At 40.0% G+C, this 17,093-nt stretch carries 11 protein-coding genes and 2 pseudogenes; 3 read left to right on the top strand and 10 right to left on the bottom strand.

Going from position 1 to position 17,093, the window contains the following annotated elements; all coding sequences use genetic code 11:
* Positions 1–124 precede the first annotated feature (124 nt).
* Positions 125–985: pseudogene (locus P2G85_RS04005) on the top strand (DUF4113 domain-containing protein); the annotation flags it as partial.
* A 425-nt stretch (positions 986–1,410) separates the two neighbouring features.
* Here P2G85_RS04005 and cas6f read toward each other — a convergent pair.
* Genes cas6f through P2G85_RS04025 form a run of 4 tightly spaced genes read right to left on the bottom strand, consistent with a single transcriptional unit; the run spans position 1,411 to position 6,395 of the window.
* Entirely contained in the window at positions 1,411–2,013 is a 603-nt protein-coding gene (cas6f, locus tag P2G85_RS04010) for a type I-F CRISPR-associated endoribonuclease Cas6/Csy4 (protein ID WP_275862834.1), read from the bottom strand.
* Positions 2,014–2,023: 10 nt separating this feature from the next.
* Entirely contained in the window at positions 2,024–3,061 is a 1,038-nt protein-coding gene (gene csy3, locus P2G85_RS04015) for a type I-F CRISPR-associated protein Csy3 (protein ID WP_275862835.1), read from the bottom strand.
* The gene (locus P2G85_RS04020; protein WP_275862836.1) at positions 3,039–5,168 is read right to left on the bottom strand and encodes a type I-F CRISPR-associated protein Csy2; all 2,130 of its coding nucleotides are present in this window, start codon (positions 5,166–5,168) and stop codon (positions 3,039–3,041) included. Before P2G85_RS04020 ends, csy3 begins: the two co-directional genes overlap by 23 nt.
* Before the next feature lie 15 nt (positions 5,169–5,183).
* A complete protein-coding gene (locus P2G85_RS04025) occupies positions 5,184–6,395 on the bottom strand; it encodes a TniQ family protein (RefSeq protein WP_275862837.1) in 1,212 nt (403 codons plus the stop codon).
* A 596-nt stretch (positions 6,396–6,991) separates the two neighbouring features.
* Between P2G85_RS04025 and P2G85_RS04030 the strand changes: the two genes are divergently transcribed.
* Positions 6,992–8,101 carry a hypothetical protein gene (locus tag P2G85_RS04030; protein WP_275862838.1) on the top strand — a complete coding sequence of 370 codons (1,110 nt, stop codon included), beginning with the start codon at positions 6,992–6,994 and terminating at the stop codon, positions 8,099–8,101.
* A gap of 276 nt (positions 8,102–8,377) precedes the next feature.
* Here P2G85_RS04030 and P2G85_RS04035 read toward each other — a convergent pair whose 3' ends face one another.
* The 4 genes and pseudogenes from P2G85_RS04035 to P2G85_RS04050 form a co-directional block, all read right to left on the bottom strand.
* The gene (locus tag P2G85_RS04035) at positions 8,378–10,546 is read right to left on the bottom strand and encodes an SEC-C metal-binding domain-containing protein (RefSeq protein ID WP_275862839.1); all 2,169 of its coding nucleotides are present in this window, start codon (positions 10,544–10,546) and stop codon (positions 8,378–8,380) included.
* A gap of 414 nt (positions 10,547–10,960) precedes the next feature.
* The gene (locus P2G85_RS04040) at positions 10,961–11,416 is read right to left on the bottom strand and encodes a hypothetical protein (protein WP_275862840.1); all 456 of its coding nucleotides are present in this window, start codon (positions 11,414–11,416) and stop codon (positions 10,961–10,963) included.
* 452 nt (positions 11,417–11,868) lie between these two features.
* Positions 11,869–13,245, bottom strand: a pseudogene (locus P2G85_RS04045) (DEAD/DEAH box helicase family protein).
* On the bottom strand, positions 13,239–13,778 hold the full coding sequence (locus tag P2G85_RS04050) for a hypothetical protein (RefSeq protein ID WP_275862841.1): 540 nt from the start codon (positions 13,776–13,778) through the stop codon (positions 13,239–13,241). The pseudogene P2G85_RS04045 and the gene P2G85_RS04050 overlap by 7 nt, the downstream one beginning before the upstream one ends.
* Positions 13,779–13,879: 101 nt before the next feature.
* On the opposite strand from P2G85_RS04050, the gene P2G85_RS04055 reads away from it, so the two are divergent.
* Positions 13,880–14,188 carry a helix-turn-helix transcriptional regulator gene (locus tag P2G85_RS04055; protein ID WP_275862842.1) on the top strand — a complete coding sequence of 103 codons (309 nt, stop codon included), beginning with the start codon at positions 13,880–13,882 and terminating at the stop codon, positions 14,186–14,188.
* A 1-nt stretch (position 14,189) separates the two neighbouring features.
* Here the strand turns inward: P2G85_RS04055 and P2G85_RS04060 are convergent, their stop codons facing one another.
* Entirely contained in the window at positions 14,190–15,167 is a 978-nt protein-coding gene (locus P2G85_RS04060; protein WP_275863067.1) for a TniB family NTP-binding protein, read from the bottom strand.
* A complete protein-coding gene (locus P2G85_RS04065; protein ID WP_275862843.1) occupies positions 15,167–17,092 on the bottom strand; it encodes a Mu transposase C-terminal domain-containing protein in 1,926 nt (641 codons plus the stop codon). Before P2G85_RS04065 ends, P2G85_RS04060 begins: the two co-directional genes overlap by 1 nt.
* Position 17,093: the final 1 nt, after the last annotated feature.

Below are 17,093 nucleotides of genomic sequence, written 5' to 3' on the forward strand. Positions count from 1 at the left end.
GAGAATCAATGAGAAAACTGGCGCAATCCGGACAGGTAGGGTAAAAATAGAGTTAGAGAAAAACCAGGGATAAGTGGTGTCCGGTTAAACCGGAGCCGGTGTCCGGAATCGCCGGAATACGCACCTACCCGTCTGTGTCGGATTTGGGCCGACTTTAACACTAGCAAAAGTGGCCAATCATGCAGCAAAGAAACTTGAAGGCTATCAAGGTGTCTGCGTGCTCAAGGCGGAATATGAGCGCAAATATGTTTTGTCTCAACTTAGCGCTGGAGACGTTTGGGGTATTGGTCGAAAGATCGAAAAACGTCTTAAATTTATGGGAGTAAATACTGCACTCGATCTAGCTAACTATTCACCCGCACTAATCCGCAAGGAGTTCAATGTTGAAGTTGAACGCACTGTTCGCGAGCTCAATGGACAAGTTTGTAAAACGTGGGATGAATCAAGAGCGGACAAAAAGCAAATCTATTCCACTCGAAGCGCTGGACAACGTATTACCGATCCTGAGTCATTACGCCAAGCACTGTGTAAGCATGCCAATATTGCTTCACAGAAAGCCCGCCAACAGAATTCTTTATGTAAGGTGATGATTTGCTTCGCCAATAACTCCCCTTTTGACGACAAGCCTGTAACACGCCGCGCAGTCCATCGGTTTGCATACCCAACTTCGGATGTAACACTGATTACTCAAGTGGCCTCTTCTCTTGCTGAGCAATTGTTCTGTGAAGATGTAAGGTTTTATAAGATCGGGGTTGGCCTAATAGATCTAGTGGACGGCAAACATGAGCAGTCTGATTTGTTCAACCCCACTCCAAACAACGCCAAGCTCATGAACGTATACGATGCCCTCAACCAAAAATATGGCACAGATACACTGTTTTTAGGTGCACAAGGCATTGAGTACAAATGGGGGATGCGTAGGGAGATGCTTACACCGCAGTACACGACTAAGTGGCGTGATTTGCCAGAGATAAAATGTAGCTAGTCTACTGAGTTGGTGGCTATTCAGATTGTCGGAAAGCCTTTCTAACCTTTAACGTTTACAGCACATCGCTAACTAGCAAAAATACAACACATGAGCTTATTAATGTAAACCAGCAACAAAAAAGGCAGTACCGCTGTATCTGCCTTTTAAAATGGTAAAAATTAAACTACCTATTCGGTAGGGTTTTTCCTGAGTGTTTCTTAAACATTTTCTTAACTGCCTATGCGGCAGGTCACTGAACCTAGTTGTCAAAAGGGACAACTCTCGTTTTCTTAGCTGCCTATGCGGCAGGTCACTGATAACTATAGACCATAAGTTAATAATTTCCATGCCATAACAGAAAAACTCTCTATATTACCCTTTTCCGACCTCCTGTTGTAACACTCTTTTTTATCGTTAAATAAATGAAGTTCTCAAAAAAAGGGTTAAATATGCAAACCAGGGACTGTCCCTTTTTTTTCTTGATTTGTCGCGAAGCCATAGCTGTTGAACCTAGGTTGTTCTCTTGATTCTGTGAACTCTTTTTGAATATGTAATATGAATTCCTGACCCGATGAACCGCTAGAAATTGGAATTCGGTGAAAATGATCCACAACACGCTCCTCTACCGCGACCGGAATGTGTTCAACATCTAATAATTCAGCTCTTGCCATACTGCGTTTCATCCTTCGCTGTTTAGAAGCAATAAAACTTTTCCCAATGGTTTGATTGCGCACAAACCTCACTTCAGATGAACATTCCGGAACCTCACACACTCTTGAGACTTCAAATACGCCCTCTTGTATCATCATAGAAAAGTAAGGTTGGAAAGATAGCCCTAACAGCGTCTCTTTATCTTCCATAACAAACGCAATCATGTCACCAACATCTGTCGCATTCCAACGAGGAAAGCAAACTCCCACGTGGTTCTTTGCCTGAGGATTATTAACCACAAACATATGCATCTGTTGTATACAGCGACCAGCCAAGAGTCCAAAGTCCGCATATGATGGAGTGTAACGAATCGAAAAGTAATATCTTTTGTTCATCAGTATCACCTCAACGAGATTTGGTTTTCGAGCTGTTGAACAAACCACCTTTGATGAGTACCGACAAAATAAAGTGCACATCATTAGGTATGGATTTAAATTCCTTCATCTCTTTTATCCACTTTTCGGTACCACGAATCAGCTGATAAAAGTCGTTACCCAATAGTGTGTGACGCCTTGCAATTACATATTGCCTGTCAGCCCCATATTCGTTCACTCTTAAAGGCTTATCTGCATTTTCATGCCACCAATCATCTATTGACTGCAGTGCTGCACCAATTTTTTGAGCATGAAACGCAGCCGTCTCTTGTTCATCATTTAAAGGCACCTTAGCTAATTGCTTCGTAGGAAAACCTTCTTGTTTGTCATCTATAAATTCCTGACTTGGATACACCTCATCTCCTCGTCCGACCGATAGGACCGCCTTCACATCCATATAGAAATACTGAGAACTGTCAGACAATGCTCGGGACAAATAACTTGTTAATTTTTCTAAGCTCTGTGTTGATAACTCATCCCAGTGGCCATACCAAGAAAGCTTTGTCGCATCGTTAATTTCGATGGTTTCACCATCACTCGTCATCACTTTGATCGCGACCCCACGACACTCTCTATTTCTCCACAACCAACTCCCTAGCAAAATGTTTTTCGCGTAGCGATAGGCAAGTTCTTGGTAACCATTCAGCTTTTTATAAGTTGTTGCAAGTAATGTTAATTGTTCCCGAACTCCGTCATCACTGCACACATCAGGATGCAACGAGTTAGCTTTAATGCGAAGTGAAAACTCACAGACGATTTCATTAGTCATTGGCGGGACATAGCATTCCTCAATGAATTGAGGGTTAGCATAAGCTAAATCCTGTGGTGCGACATTTCTTTTAGCAAACGAACTACCTTGATACGCTTCCGCATAACCGCCTTTGGGTGCCCGTAGGCGAGTTTTATCAATCGCCAAAGGGCACATATCTCCATTCGGTGCCAAATAGTAAAAATACGCTTTTCCTGGAGAAATAGACCGCACGTAATTAAGTTGACGACACAGCTCCATAATCTATTTGTTCCTTGCATTTTTTTACAAGAATAGTTGTTGAACTGCATTCTAGCGACCAGAAAGCCTCCCCAAAAAAATGGTTGCTTCCGGCAAAACGCATATCTATCGGTATAATCTGCTTGGCTACAGTCAGCGTATTTTCCGCGTAAGTATGTAGCGCAGTGAGGGCATTGCTTCGAGGTGTAGGATGCTCTAAAAAGTGGAATCCATTTAATACTGGAAGATAGCCCTCATCCTTAGCCAGCATCGATTCCATTTCATCAAAACTTTCTGGTTGTTGCTCACTGGGATATAACCAGCGTCCATATGCTGGTAGACCCTTTAAGGAGTAAAACAGGCTAGATCGACTGCTGAACGTTCTCAGCCAATCTATTTTAGATGAGAGTAAAGGCTGATATACAGAACCTCCGGCCAAAGAGAGCGGAAGTGCACATATAAGTTCTGAACAGTGATCCGACAATCTGCCATTGCTTTTTACGCGTATGACTAAATCCATTTCTAAGTCAGCCAATCTATCACTGCGAATCGTTGGGCGCTTCGCCTTTGAGATGGTTCGGGCTGTTGCTAATGAACTGGGCTCCGTCAACTTCGCACCTGCAGTAATACTTTGGCTTCGTATATATATCGAAAAACCACTGAACTCATACAACCCATCACGGTTTGTTATCCGGTTAAGCTCTCTTTGATAATGATGAACAAAACCCCAAATAGCCGTTAGTGATGGAGCGCCACACAAGTACGGACAACTCATTGCTAGGGAGTCTTGCACCCGCAGTGAAGAAAGATAAATATACTGTTCACCCTCACATCTATCTTGATTCTTCTGGGGTTTGCTCAATTTATTAAGCACCCATACGACTTGGGCTTTTACAACTTGGATCAGCTTAGGATGATAAGCAAATTTTCTCGTAAATTTATTCTCTTGAAATACCAAATGTAATCGTTGATTAAACAGACTCGCCAACGTAGGGAGCTCTGATTCAGGTAACGTTAGAAAGCCTTGAACCAAGCTTTCATGTTCCTCAATAGCTCGCTCTCGTTCATCGCTATCGATACGATCGCGTAATTCAATTAACGGAAGCATCCACAAAGCGACCTGTTTTCTCAAAATTTTACTTTGATCATTTCGCGCTTTGATTCTTTGTTTGTGTGTTCTAAGTGGCTCTGCGCCACTTAAACGACTTAGAACTTTGCAAATTCTTTCGTTCGTCATTTGGAAGTTATCAAGATACCTGCCAGTCTCTAGTCTGCTTTCGACCAGTGTCTTTCTTGATGGTCTATTTGTCGATGATGGCACATCTAAAGGGTAATTTAGTGCATGCATGTAACCACCTGAGCTACCGCATAAGTTTCCAATACTCGCTGAGTTAGGCTGTGAAAAGGTTACAAATTTTAGACCGCTCTCTACGTCTCGGTAGCGATGTTCCAATTCCGTTTGCATCGCATGGCTAGCGACGGGAGTAACCGATATATAGTCTCCATTCCAAGGAAATCGCAGCTGTTTGGAGTACGAATTAACGTAGCTAGGAAACGTAAGTGTGCAAAGCTGTAATTCAATTTCGGCTCTAAGACGTTCAAGCGACTTTTCGCTCAAACCAAACTCTCGCAGCAAACCTAACCAAACTGGGTCTTTCTGCTGAATCAAGAAAACAATATTGGTAGATTGAGACTGCCAAGTGAAAGAATTCAGCAACCATATGGTGTAGCGATAAGTAGCCGCATTATGCGCCCAACCTAAGCTTACCTCCAGCTTAGCACTTGAAATGAAATCATCTTCGGCAGGAAGAGGTCTACCAATAATCTTCTGCTCACATACTCGGCAATCTGGATATTTTAAGTTATGGGTATGAAACCACTGTATCTCTGCCAACGAGGTCGTTACGTTGTCTTGCTCTGTTAGATAAATTTTCGCTCGTTCATCATCCAGCCAGTTATTACACTTCGAGTCCTTTCGATGAAAACTCAAGTTAAGCAATACAGTTAGTGCTTCTATTTCGCAGCCATCAATGTCGATATCTTCTGAGTAAGGCATGAACACCTTTTTCAGTGTTGTCTGCTTGACGACATCATCTTCTATTTGCAATACATCGCTTAATTTTGTCATTATTGCTTCCCCAATTTACCACTGCGAAAGATAGACACTAAGACCATTACCCTCTGAACACATCCGAGCCAACTTGGTCTCTACCATCCCTCTCAAAGCAAATACTGGTTCATGACTAGCTATTTTAGTGTGCATTTTCTGTCGAACAGCGGCTTGAATCTCGCCAAAATCATACAACCGATATACTTCATCCGTACTACACGACAGCAACGTAGATGCTTCAAACGGACTTAATAGAACATCTGCGATATTCCCTTTCGCCAATGAGGGATTATTGGCAACTAACCGAGTGAAATAATGTAGAATCTCACCGAGCACAATGTTCTTATCCAACTGGCGACTTGGGGCCTGGCGGCACTCTTGCAACAATGACCCAAAAACTTCTCTGAAAAAGACCTTTCTCCATTGTTTAACTCGAACTAACTCGGCTTTCTCGACGATCTTGTCCAGTTCTTGATGTAACGGTTCTGGCCATACAGAACAATACTTTATAAAGGTATCAAAACTGATCTCTTCAAGATCACCATAGCGATTCACATACCAAAGCAAAAAGCCATAACGCTCTGAGGTTGTCATCTCTTTACTCATAACGCCATCTTCACGAGGTGACTCTCCTCCTAGCCAGCGAGCTACAATTAACTCACTTTCTGACGCAACCTCTGGCTCAGCTTCGGTAAGGTTATAACCGCACTCACAGTATTGAATTCGCTCTGAGTTTTGATACTCAAGCCGGCGGCCACATTCTGGGCAGTGATGGAGCAACTTACATCCGTGCTCCGCACATGCTCGAACAGGTATAAACTGCCAATGCTGTCGAATATATGGTGCATCCGTCAAACACATAGGACAAACTGGTGTAAAGCGCTTGCATAGAAAAGCAAAAGGATAATCCACACCAAAACGATGCACTGCCTTGAATTTTGGCGAGAACTGGGCTTTAGAGTGCGTTAAGGCAAGGCGTAATACACCAAAATTATTAAGTTTGAGTTGACGCTCTAGATGAATGAGGACACACACTCGCATTTGGCTTGTTGTATGGGCGTGATAAATGTTGATTTGATTGAGTTCTAGCGGGAAAGCACCTGACATCGACTCATGTTCATCAAGAGTTTGATACCAAATATCTTCTGCGAAATGAGAAAATCGCTCGTAGCCTTGGTCTTGCGATAGTCGCAATAAAAAGCTTTCGAGCGACTCGTCCAAGTATAATTGAATGTCCGTACTCACATGCCACCACAAAACTTAGATTATCTAAGTTTTAGTGTGGTAAAAAATTTCCTAATGTCAACGTTTGGAAGATGAGTTCAATAGTTTGAACATGGCATTCTCATGATTTTGAATATTCTCGTAACCTTGCCCGTCAGGTCCCCCAATCTTCATAACTCATCATGATGGCTTGCTTTAAGCTCTCTGCGCGGTTGGTCTCACGATAGAAGGACGTTTTATCCACCGGAAAATAGTTGCTTAATCGAGAGTTAGTGTTTGGAGAAATCAAGCAAAGGTTGCCGAAGCTTCTATTCATTTCCCGAATCAAACTTATCCGAACTTATTGGCTTGGAGTGGTAAAACTAGGCCACTACATCCAGAGATGTGCCTGCGTGCTCATTGCTAGCACGCCTATGCCCCAAAGTGAGTTGGCAACCGCTTAAACTTCACGTAGCCAAATCACAATTTGGTCTACTTGGTATCTATCAAGTCGGTGTCTATTCGTCCAGCCATTTGTTTTGCAACGCTATTTCGGAATATTTAATATAATGTGATAGTATCTGTAGATACGAAGACTTATAAATAAAAATTGAATTCAAAGGTAAGTTGAGAAAAATATGGGGATAAGTTACCGCATTAATGGTGATCAGGTTGAAGTCTTGATGGGTGCTGAAGTGATGTTTACTGACGAATCATGTATTGAGGAGTCATCTAACAGCATAGTTATTTATCACTTAGATTTTATTAGCAAACCGAATTTTGAACAGTTCACAAGTTCTAAATTGAAGGATATCGAAGTTCCAACGCCTTTAGAGATTACATATGAAGAACCTTCCATTGAGGATATTCCTTCCATAGATACTGTGCGACTGTGGTTAGATAATGATATCCCAAGAGCCTACTTTGAGACCACTTTCTCCTATTATACTTGGACTGAACCGTTCTCTCCCTCAGTATTTGTAGAAAGGTTCTGCGACACTATGGGTGAGTCGAGATACCCAACCACAGCCTGGTACGATGATGTAAACTATGATTTGGAAGGTTGGGTAGATGGCATACCTCAAATTACACTTCACACGAGTCTAAATCTTCAAGATGATCTTCCTATCAGTGAGCAACTATTAGAAATGAAAGCTTGTTATTTAAAGTGTTATGAATCTACTTTAAAAACACTTAGAAAAGAGCACCAAAATTCATTTTTATTAAAAACATTCAAATTCCCCAAAGAATACCAAAATACCTGCTCTCAATATCTAATTTGGTTTGGGGAGTTCCTAGAAAATTTTGGTATAAATGCTTTGATCTCAGTAAACCATGAAGGGGACGAAACACAAGTTGTCATTTCATCTGAACATACAGAGAAAATGTTCCATGAGATCGAAGCTCTTTTCTCTCAATATATTGCCCTACCATACGCAGAATTCTTGCCAGCACCTACACAATCACTATCCGTTGAGCAACGGGTCATGATTACCACATTGCAATCTCAAGTTAATCATTTCAAGAGCCAACTAGAGATGAAAAGCGCGTCTCTTGAGCTAAAGAATGCAACAATTCAATCACTACAGAACACGGTTGACGTACAAAAAAACCAACTATTGTTGATTGAAAGTATTCAAGGGGATGATGAGCTTGAGCTTTTCGGAGGTGCAATAAAAATTGGCGATGTTGAATGGGGGCCAATAAAGATTAGCCCTAAGGCCCTGCTCGATAAAGCTAAAAGGTAGCAAAACCACTGAAATACTTTCATCCTTACTCAATCCCGCCGATCAGTTCTGCCACATATGCCCCATTATTTGGTAGACCTCTTACTCATTCACATCCTGTTCAAGGGCTTTTCCCCTACTAAAATTTATCCATTCTTCTAGTGGTGTTCGTTTGTAAATCCCCGTGTTGTATCATGGGGGTATATTCCACGTAACCTCATGCCGTTAACGGGGCTCAGATAAAAGAAAACCGCCCTTTCGGGCGGTTAGTTTAATGCAAGTATATTTAGATGCCTTTTATCTACCGCAGCATCTCTTATACTTATTCCCACTACCACAGGGACACTTATCATTTCTCCCAATTTTAAATTTCATTTTCTTTTGAATATCTGACGGAGAGATTTTCTTTGTGTTATTTTTTATCTCTTTAGGTATTGCTTCTTCCATATCCTCATCATATGCCCATGGGAAATCTACTCCTCCCATGAATACTGGATATTTAGTAATAGCATCAAAAAGAACACCAAACCACTTATCAAATTTACATGAGTATTTCTTCATGTTCATGTGAGCCAACATTCGATTAGCTTCGTGCTCTAAGTCGATTTTATTCTTACATAAATCCACATGTACCGTTACACCGTATTCGTCCATAAGCAACGAAAAATCGTGTAGTTTGGAATCTTGAATACATTTGTACGAACAACCGTCTACTGCTTTATTGAAATCATTGATGGCCTTACTGGAAAATTTGAGCAATTCCAAACCAAAATTAATAACTCCCCTATCATCGCCTTTATCAATCACCGATATTAACCTTGAGAAAGGAGTGTTCACATGATAAGTGAGAATGCCCTCTGGTGTCTTTTTTCCTCCCCAGTAAGGTATTCTTCTAGACATTATTGCGTGATCTAAATCTCCACATATACTTTCATCTAAGCATGCGAATGTATAATCAGATGAAAGCCACAAATTATCCTTTAGATGATGAGATAAAATTGTCAATTCAGAGCTTGCAACAAAATCATTAAAATAACCAGCTCGTCTATCTATATAGCTAATGAAGTAAAGTGGAGTGTTTAAGAATTCACTCATCACATCCAAGAAAAATATATCCATTACAAAAGGTTTCTTGATAAGTTCAAGGTCACTATCAAGAGTTAACATGTTCAGCGACTGAAATGTTAACGATGGGTAATGTTCTGATGTAATGGCAATAGGATAGAAACAATCAATATCTAAGTTGAGTTCAACTTTTTGATTATTTTCGTCCTTTAATATGACGTTTTTGGAGTGCAAAGCTTTAGCACACTTCACAGCTTGGTCATATGCATTTTGTACTGCTGCTACAAAATCCCGCTTAGCCGCATCCCCATCACCTTGTCTAGCTGGAAGAGTTAAAGCCTTTGACTTTGCTTGAAATATTAATGCTTTGTTTCCAAATAAAACTAAGACATCTATTTCGCTTATTCTAGTTTTTGAGTCTCTATATATTTCAATGTTGCTAAATACATTTTTTTCACCGAATACCTTCTTAAGGTAATTTATGGTCATTTTTTCTACATATTCACCACGATGTTTTTCTGCCTGTTTCAAATATTTCTTATCAGTATCACGAATCCAGAACATTGGAGATTCATATAGATTTTCTAATAAACTATAGCTGTTAAATATATAGTAATTATCATTAAAATTAATTATAGGTCGTAATTTCACATCGTTCAAATCAGTAACGTTATTGAAGTTAGTGTTATTTGTTGAGCATGTAAAGCACTCTATAAATGAAGATAGTTCTGATTTTTCAAAATCAATTTTTTCACTTATAGCATCAATGTCTATTCTAAATATTTCAAGTAAGTCTTCATAGTTGGTTACTTTCTTGTAAAACCTACTTGCTTTTTCATTAATGTTTTCTTTTATTATGCTAACTATATTAACTGCATTTCTAACTGTGAACCCCTTGTTTTTAAGAATCCACTCTTCATCCTGTACATATTTTTCAATAGACAGATCGTTATATTGAAAATCATAAGCACTGTCAGCAGAATAAAATGTAGATTCACGGATGGAAGCTGGTGAACTCATAAATCTTTCACCAAAACCTTTAGATGAATCCATATCTGAAAATAATGCTTCAATAGCACTAGGGTTAAATGTCATGCTGTTATGAAGTTCTTCAAGAAGACTATCTGAATCATTTGCTAATTTATCTATTTCTTCTTGCGTTATGGCTAACTTCGTTAATGGTTTTTTAACCATTAAACCTAACAATGTATTGATTTCATTTTTGCACAACTTATTTTTAGAAAACCAATGGCTAAAATTCTCAGCAATACTCCTCCCAGGAGAAGTCACAAGAAAGTTGTCCCTAAAACAAAGGGATGCAACTGCGTATATATAGCCGTTTGATTTACAAATTTCTTCTAGTTGACTAAAGACATCTTGCTCTGCTCTATGCTTTATCATTATCACACCTTTTTCCTAGCCTATGAGTACGAGATTATAGTTTCTTGAACTTCACTATTTAGTGAAGGATCTCATGTTTAGTGGAGTGTCTTGTCTTGCAATTTTTAGTAGATAGGAAGTGGTCTTAAGCTCCAACTCGCTTTGAATCGCCAACAGAGCAACGCCTAACTGACAATATTTGACTTACAAAAAATTATTAATGAATTGCTAATATTCAATTTTTCGTAACGCATTTTTGTCCATTTTCGAGTTAGCGAGGAAAATACCAGCTTTGTGAAAATACCAGCTTCTTCATCTGGCACTTCTACGCCCTCATATCTGCATCACGGGTAAAATTCCCCTCGAGGCTTAAAACTCTGAAATGACATAGAGTAATTCCAAGTCTAAGGGCGGCAGTGTTTGAGCGTTAGCGAATTATAACAATCCGCATTCTTCCCAAAGCTGTTGATATGCTCGGTTACTACCTTTTAATGCAAAAATCAGTTTTTGATTTTCGAGGAACTTAACTTGTAAGGTATGGCCTTTTCTGATTTCTGTGAAAAGTTCTTCAGGTGGGTTGTGTTTCGAGTAATACATATCTTCATATTGTTTGGTTGCTCCATCAAGAATGTACTCTTTGCTGTCATCAACTGACAGGAGAATGTTGAACCGTCTATGACTTTGATAAAAGCTAGGATGCTTAACAACAATTATCGAGAATGGTTGCCCTACAGTGTTACTGCCACAGCCAATGTGAAACGCTGCTGTGTCGCTACTTGTAAACTGTGTTTTAAGGTAGCTGGTTTTGCTAAAACTTCTTTGATAATAACCATCAAAGTTAGCAAGGCATGGCATAGCTATGATTACTGTGAGTGCAAATATCTTCTTCATTCGTTAACCCTTGACTTGACGCTTGTTAAATGAAATTTTTGATTTAATTTTTACTATACTTTTAGCATATTTCATTAGTGTAGACAGTGACCTTGAGTTACTTGGTGCTTCAATGTTTCGCAGCTTCTTCTATGCCCAAACCGCATTCAAGTTCATGGAAAATGTAATTCTTGGTCATCTTTTGAAAGTTCGTCACACACACCCTTAAATTTTAAGGGTTGTATATATCTATAAGACAGTACGCTGTTCAACATAAGCCGACAAAGTGCGTACTGTAAAGACAACCAACGAGTCAGGTTTTGCCTTTTAAAAAATTATTCATTAATTTCGAATGTTCGACTTTCCGAAAATAATTCATGGCCAGAAACGGCTCTGGTGATGCTTAAGGTGCAGGTTGTGCGATTAGGTCAAGTAAACCACCACGAGCACGAGTCCGTACACCTAAAATATACCTAGGCAAATGCCGCAATCACTCTCTCACGAAAGGCTCCCAACTTGATGTGCTCAGATTCTTGGTAGTCGGCATAATTACTATTTGTTGTTTCACCAGAAGCATCAGCCCACCATTTCAATGACAAACTATCTAAACCTTGAGGCTTGGAGGTATTCTTTATTACATCAGGAGAAGAGTCTGCACTTAGTGAGCCTGTCGCGTTTTCTATTCCAACAAACATACAAGATTCTGGAATATCTTGCTCTACACGCTCGGCAAACTCTATCAGGCTCTCTTCTGCAAAAGTATAAAGCCACGCATCTTGCCACTCACTCTGCGTCACTCGTAAGATTCGCCCTAATACTGGCCTAAAGTAGAGCTCTGTTTTTACAGAACTTAAATGACAGCAAACCTGCAGCCTAGGTATATCAGTCCCTTCACTGATCATCCCAACACTCACAATCCATTGGGTATCAGAAGTTCTGAAACGTTCTATTTCTTCCGTCGGGGAGTGATGATGATAAGTAACGACCAATGCCGTTTGCCCAAATTCAGTTTGTAGTACTTGCTGTATCCACTTTGCATGAGATACAGATGCGGCAACGACAAGCCCTACGGCATTAGGTACATGCATCCGAATGGCCTGTAACTTTCGACAAGCTACATGCAATATATAGGAAATGGCGTCTTGGTTATGAATGATCTTTTGATAAGAAGTCTTGGTCTGCTTCAATAACTCGACAATAGAGGAGAACGACTTAGTTTCTCCCTCGTCTATTACAGATAATCCCTCGTTATCAACCAGTACAATTCTTGGACGGCGACAAACGTTATCTTTTACTGCCGCTTGCAATCCATATTGATAGTCACAAATCAGCATGCCCTCAGGATTAGAGTATTCTGCCATCGCGATGGGTAATCGATCTGATCTCCAAAGAGTACCCGATAGTGCCAATGTATACTTGGCTAGGCGCTGAACTTTACATACGACCTATTCTCCCCACGTATTGCATTTTCCATCTTCATCAAACGAGCAATGGTGTATTTCATCAAAAACGGCAAACACACGATACCTTTTGATTGTGGTCCAGAATGATTCATCTAAATACTTGATGCTCTGATAGGTGTAGGAAGCGCCAATAGCCCCTAGACCACCACTGAATGCACACGGCAAGGTCTCTGAGAATGTTACTTTGATTCCTCGAGCAACAGTAATCGAAGGAGAGAAACAAAGAACTAAGTCTATTCCTCCTCTCTCTAAGAGTTTTCGTGCGATGGTTGCCGCCATCACTGTTTTACCAGCCCCTGGTGTGGCTTGGCAAAAGAAGTGATGATGACCTCGAGTAAACTTATCAAACGCCTTTTCAACACATTCAGATTGCCAAACTCTTAACATGTTTGAACCTCACCTTTCGTTGCATGAATCCAATTTGACAGCGCATTGATCTTTCCCAGAAGTTTTGCAGAGCGATCTTTAGCTGAATCGAACAACGGTAGTATTGTCGCTTTGTCCTGGGGGAATCGAGCGGCTAATGATTGATACTCTTCAATTTCACCTAAAGTAATCGCTAACTCACCTTCATACTTCTTTTTCTCTTTCAGCACGATATCAAAAGTCTTGGATACCATGACAGAGGATTTAATAGCACTAGATACTTTTCTCTGTGCTCTAGCTTCAAAACTACAAGCTCGAAAATTGTCAGTTACCAAGTAACGTTTTCGTCTATGAACACCCGTTGTTGACAACCAACCTTTGTTTTTAAGTGAAAGTAGTTGTTTATAGACAAACTTCCGAGCTTCTTCTTTATCAGCAAAGACCACATCACACTCCATCAGTGCATTTCTGATCTCTATTACTGAAAAATTATTCATTTCTTTTTCAATCAATAATTTAAACATGTAGGGATTTAATTTGGCTGTTTTCTTCATGCGTCTATCTGATGCTCATAAAACTTAGGATTGCTAAGTATACAAAAATCAGTAAAACTTAGACAATCTAAGTTATCGATAGGTTTGTTAGAAATGAGCAAGTGCAAAACCACAACCCAATCCCAGAAAGGCTCAAAGCTGCGCGTAAAAAAGCCAAAATCACCCAAAAAGACTTAGGGGTGAAAATTGGTATGGAGCCGAGTTCTGCCAGTGGGCGAATGAACCACTACGAGAAAGGAAGACATGTACCAGATATCGGTACATTGCGTCGTATGGCTGAGGAGTTAGATGTACCGCTCAACTATTTCTTTTGCGAAGATGATTTGAGTGCAGAGCTTGCTTGTGCAATTGAAAAAATGAGTGATGAAGAAAAGGCCGAGTTGCTGGCATCTTTAAATAATCAGACTTAGCTCAGCCTAGTAACTGCTTGATTGTCAACTCACTGAATATTTGTCCGACAAATTTTAACTCGCCGGTAGTAGAGTCAGGCACATACTCCTCATAAGATTCAATTTGTTTGATTACTAACTGATTAATATCTTCGGAAAATGGATTCGTCTCATCAGAACCAAAAATCTGTTCATAGCTGAGAGCAAAATCTTCAAGGTGAATAACTGATTTACCTTGTATCAATGCGCTCTCTAGGGCCAATGCAATTAACTCTTTTAGCATTCCTAGCATTCCACTACTTGCTGCAAGCAATCTCATCGCAAGATCGAAATCGGTTAAAGAGGTCTCTAGATCTATTGGTACAGAGTCTTCCATTGCTTCTAGCAACCCTAGGTATTGATCAATTGAGTTTTCATCCGTGATTTTAACATACGGAAGTTCTCTCTTGATCATAATCCGTCTATGCCACTGTGAGTCCTCTAAAATTAGTTTTGCACTAGGGAGACCAACGAAAACAATTGGTAAGCGACAAATATCGCTTAGCATCTTTAGTCGGTCTCGGATATCTTGTCTTTGATTGTGATTAGTGCACTCAAAAAGCTCTTGGCATTCTTCTATTACTAGAAGTTTTAGTTTTGCTCTTTTAATGCAAGTAATTAAATGATCCGTTAACCCAATATCCGATGGTTTTGCTCTATTATTTTTGTATACCTTTAGCTCTCTTAAAATCCAAAGCAAAGTTTCATGTAGTGTTGGTCTAACTCTTATCGTCAAAACTTCATTAGCCGAAAGGGAATTTGAGATGTAGTTTAGTAGTAAAGCAGATTTACCCGCTCCAGTGCCTCCTGTCAGTAACATTGAAGGGACAAAAGGACCAAACTTACGACGTTTAATTAACCAATCAAGACCCGCAAATACTTTCTCTACATTTGGATAAACGGTAAAAGACTGATGATATGCTTCAAGAATCTGATCTGTATGTAGATTTGGGCTAGTCATTAACACTTCGACTTCCTTTCTTTCCTACGTCGATTCCAAGTCGAGCGAAAAACTTCGATAGGGCTATTAGATGAATCTGGCTGTAACTCACTCTTACTGACAGTATCTACACTAGTTTTTTCATCATTAACAGTTTGGTTAATATTGTCACTATTAACTCGAGTTAGTTCTGCTATTCTCTTTGTCCCTTTGGCCTTACGAGTTCGCTCTGGTAGGGACATTTTCCTCAAATGCTCTTGTTCGCTTTTAATACGCTCATGCAACGCGAGCCTTGCTTTAGCAAGAGACAGAGAATTAACCTCACCTTTAATATACTCGCGGTGAACTTTAACTAATTTTTCATGCTCACATAGACTCAATCTATCTGTGTAACCATCCACATTTTTACTAGGAACCTCGATATAACCTGACAACTCATCTAAATAGACGTAGATCGTTGATAAGTCATCAGGATCGATTTTTATTTTCTTCTTTCTTGATTCTTTCGTTTGAGGGTACTGCTTACGATACTGCTCCAATGCAACTGAGTCATATTCCAAGTGCTTAAACTTAATGCCTTTATTCGTTAACGCACCAATATGGAGTATCCCCATAATTACGCTGAAAGATTTTTCTTTTTCCGAAAGTAACTGCATTGGAGGCAGCACATCATAACTTCGCTTCCAGTACAGATTCGGGATCCGCTTATGCCTCGTATCTGGTTTAGCATTATGAACGTCTACAATCCAACGATGCAACTCTTCAACAAAGACACTGAAGCGCATAACCGCATCTTTTTCCGGTTTGTAATCTTCTTTTTCAAGGACATTTGAAAAAGTTTTCCCTGGAACCCAACCAACCATTCCTTGAATAATCTCACCAAATTTTCTTTCTACAAATGGCTTTAACCAAGGTTTGCGTACCTTATTGTAGGTTATATTGATACCAGCTTCGATACATGCATCATCCAAACTCTTAGACCAAAACTCGGCACCATTATCTACAACCAAATTTTCAATCTTCCCATGGCACAACCACTCATTTTGAAACTCTATCGGCAAACTAGCTATATAATCCTTTCGCTTGATCGAATGGAGAATTGCTTTCGATGCAGAGACATAACTCGGCGCTTTGAAACCAAGGTGAAACCCAACAATACATCCACTAAATACATCGACGAGCAGCGTGAGATAAGCACGTCCCAATGGGACTAGTAGCTCGTCATCAAGCAGAATCAAGTCAAGTGGCGTATGATCTATTTCGACACGCTCCAATATGCGGGTAGGCATTTTTACCGATTGATAATAGTTATATAACTTATCAGCGTAGTACTTCCCATGTCTGGCTAGAGCAACGCTATATGGCTGCTCCTTCTGAACTCGATTCTTGAAACTTTGGTATGAAACGGTCGGGATTTTTCCTGAAACAATATGCTCGTTGGCGACTTCAACCTGATCACAGTAAACTTGATATGCGGCACTGATTGAAGGCCTAACAGCATCGAGAAAGCGTTCTAGCGCATTGAAATAATATGCTTCATCTCCCGTTACCCTTGGATCTCGATTCCCTTTCAAATGGTTCTTATCGACTAAACTTGTGAAGCTACCATTACTCGAACAAAATGCTTGATGCCAACGAATAACAGTTTTGTAACTTGGCTTATCAAGTTTCACCTTATCTATATATCTATCGATCAGCGGGTTAAGGTTTTTAGGTGTCCAACCACCAGTGAGCTCCTTGTTTATCAAACAAAGAAGTTTGTATCGTTCTATTGCTTTTTCTTTTTGTTCAGTTGGAAAGGATGAAAGGTCCCTTTCTAGTACCTCTGTTTTTTCTAAAGAGTCATATTGCAGTTGTCTACGTCGTGTTTGAGACAAGTGATGAAAGGTCTGTTGTTCATCCTCTGAAGGGAATCGTTGGAATTCATCATCAAGTCGACCGACCATC

This window comes from Vibrio sp. CAU 1672, from assembly GCF_029223195.1.
In the GTDB taxonomy this organism is placed as follows: domain Bacteria; phylum Pseudomonadota; class Gammaproteobacteria; order Enterobacterales; family Vibrionaceae; genus Vibrio.

Coding starts and splice junctions, on each gene's coding strand:
- cas6f (WP_275862834.1), bottom strand. CDS start 2,013: ATGAACAAAAGATATTACTTTTCGATTCGTTACACTCCATCATATGCG.
- csy3 (WP_275862835.1), bottom strand. CDS start 3,061: ATGGAGCTGTGTCGTCAACTTAATTACGTGCGGTCTATTTCTCCAGGA.
- P2G85_RS04020 (WP_275862836.1), bottom strand. CDS start 5,168: ATGACAAAATTAAGCGATGTATTGCAAATAGAAGATGATGTCGTCAAG.
- P2G85_RS04030 (WP_275862838.1), top strand. CDS start 6,992: ATGGGGATAAGTTACCGCATTAATGGTGATCAGGTTGAAGTCTTGATG.
- P2G85_RS04035 (WP_275862839.1), bottom strand. CDS start 10,546: ATGATAAAGCATAGAGCAGAGCAAGATGTCTTTAGTCAACTAGAAGAA.
- P2G85_RS04040 (WP_275862840.1), bottom strand. CDS start 11,416: ATGAAGAAGATATTTGCACTCACAGTAATCATAGCTATGCCATGCCTT.
- P2G85_RS04050 (WP_275862841.1), bottom strand. CDS start 13,778: ATGAAGAAAACAGCCAAATTAAATCCCTACATGTTTAAATTATTGATT.
- P2G85_RS04060 (WP_275863067.1), bottom strand. CDS start 15,167: ATGACTAGCCCAAATCTACATACAGATCAGATTCTTGAAGCATATCAT.
- P2G85_RS04065 (WP_275862843.1), bottom strand. CDS start 17,092: ATGGTCGGTCGACTTGATGATGAATTCCAACGATTCCCTTCAGAGGAT.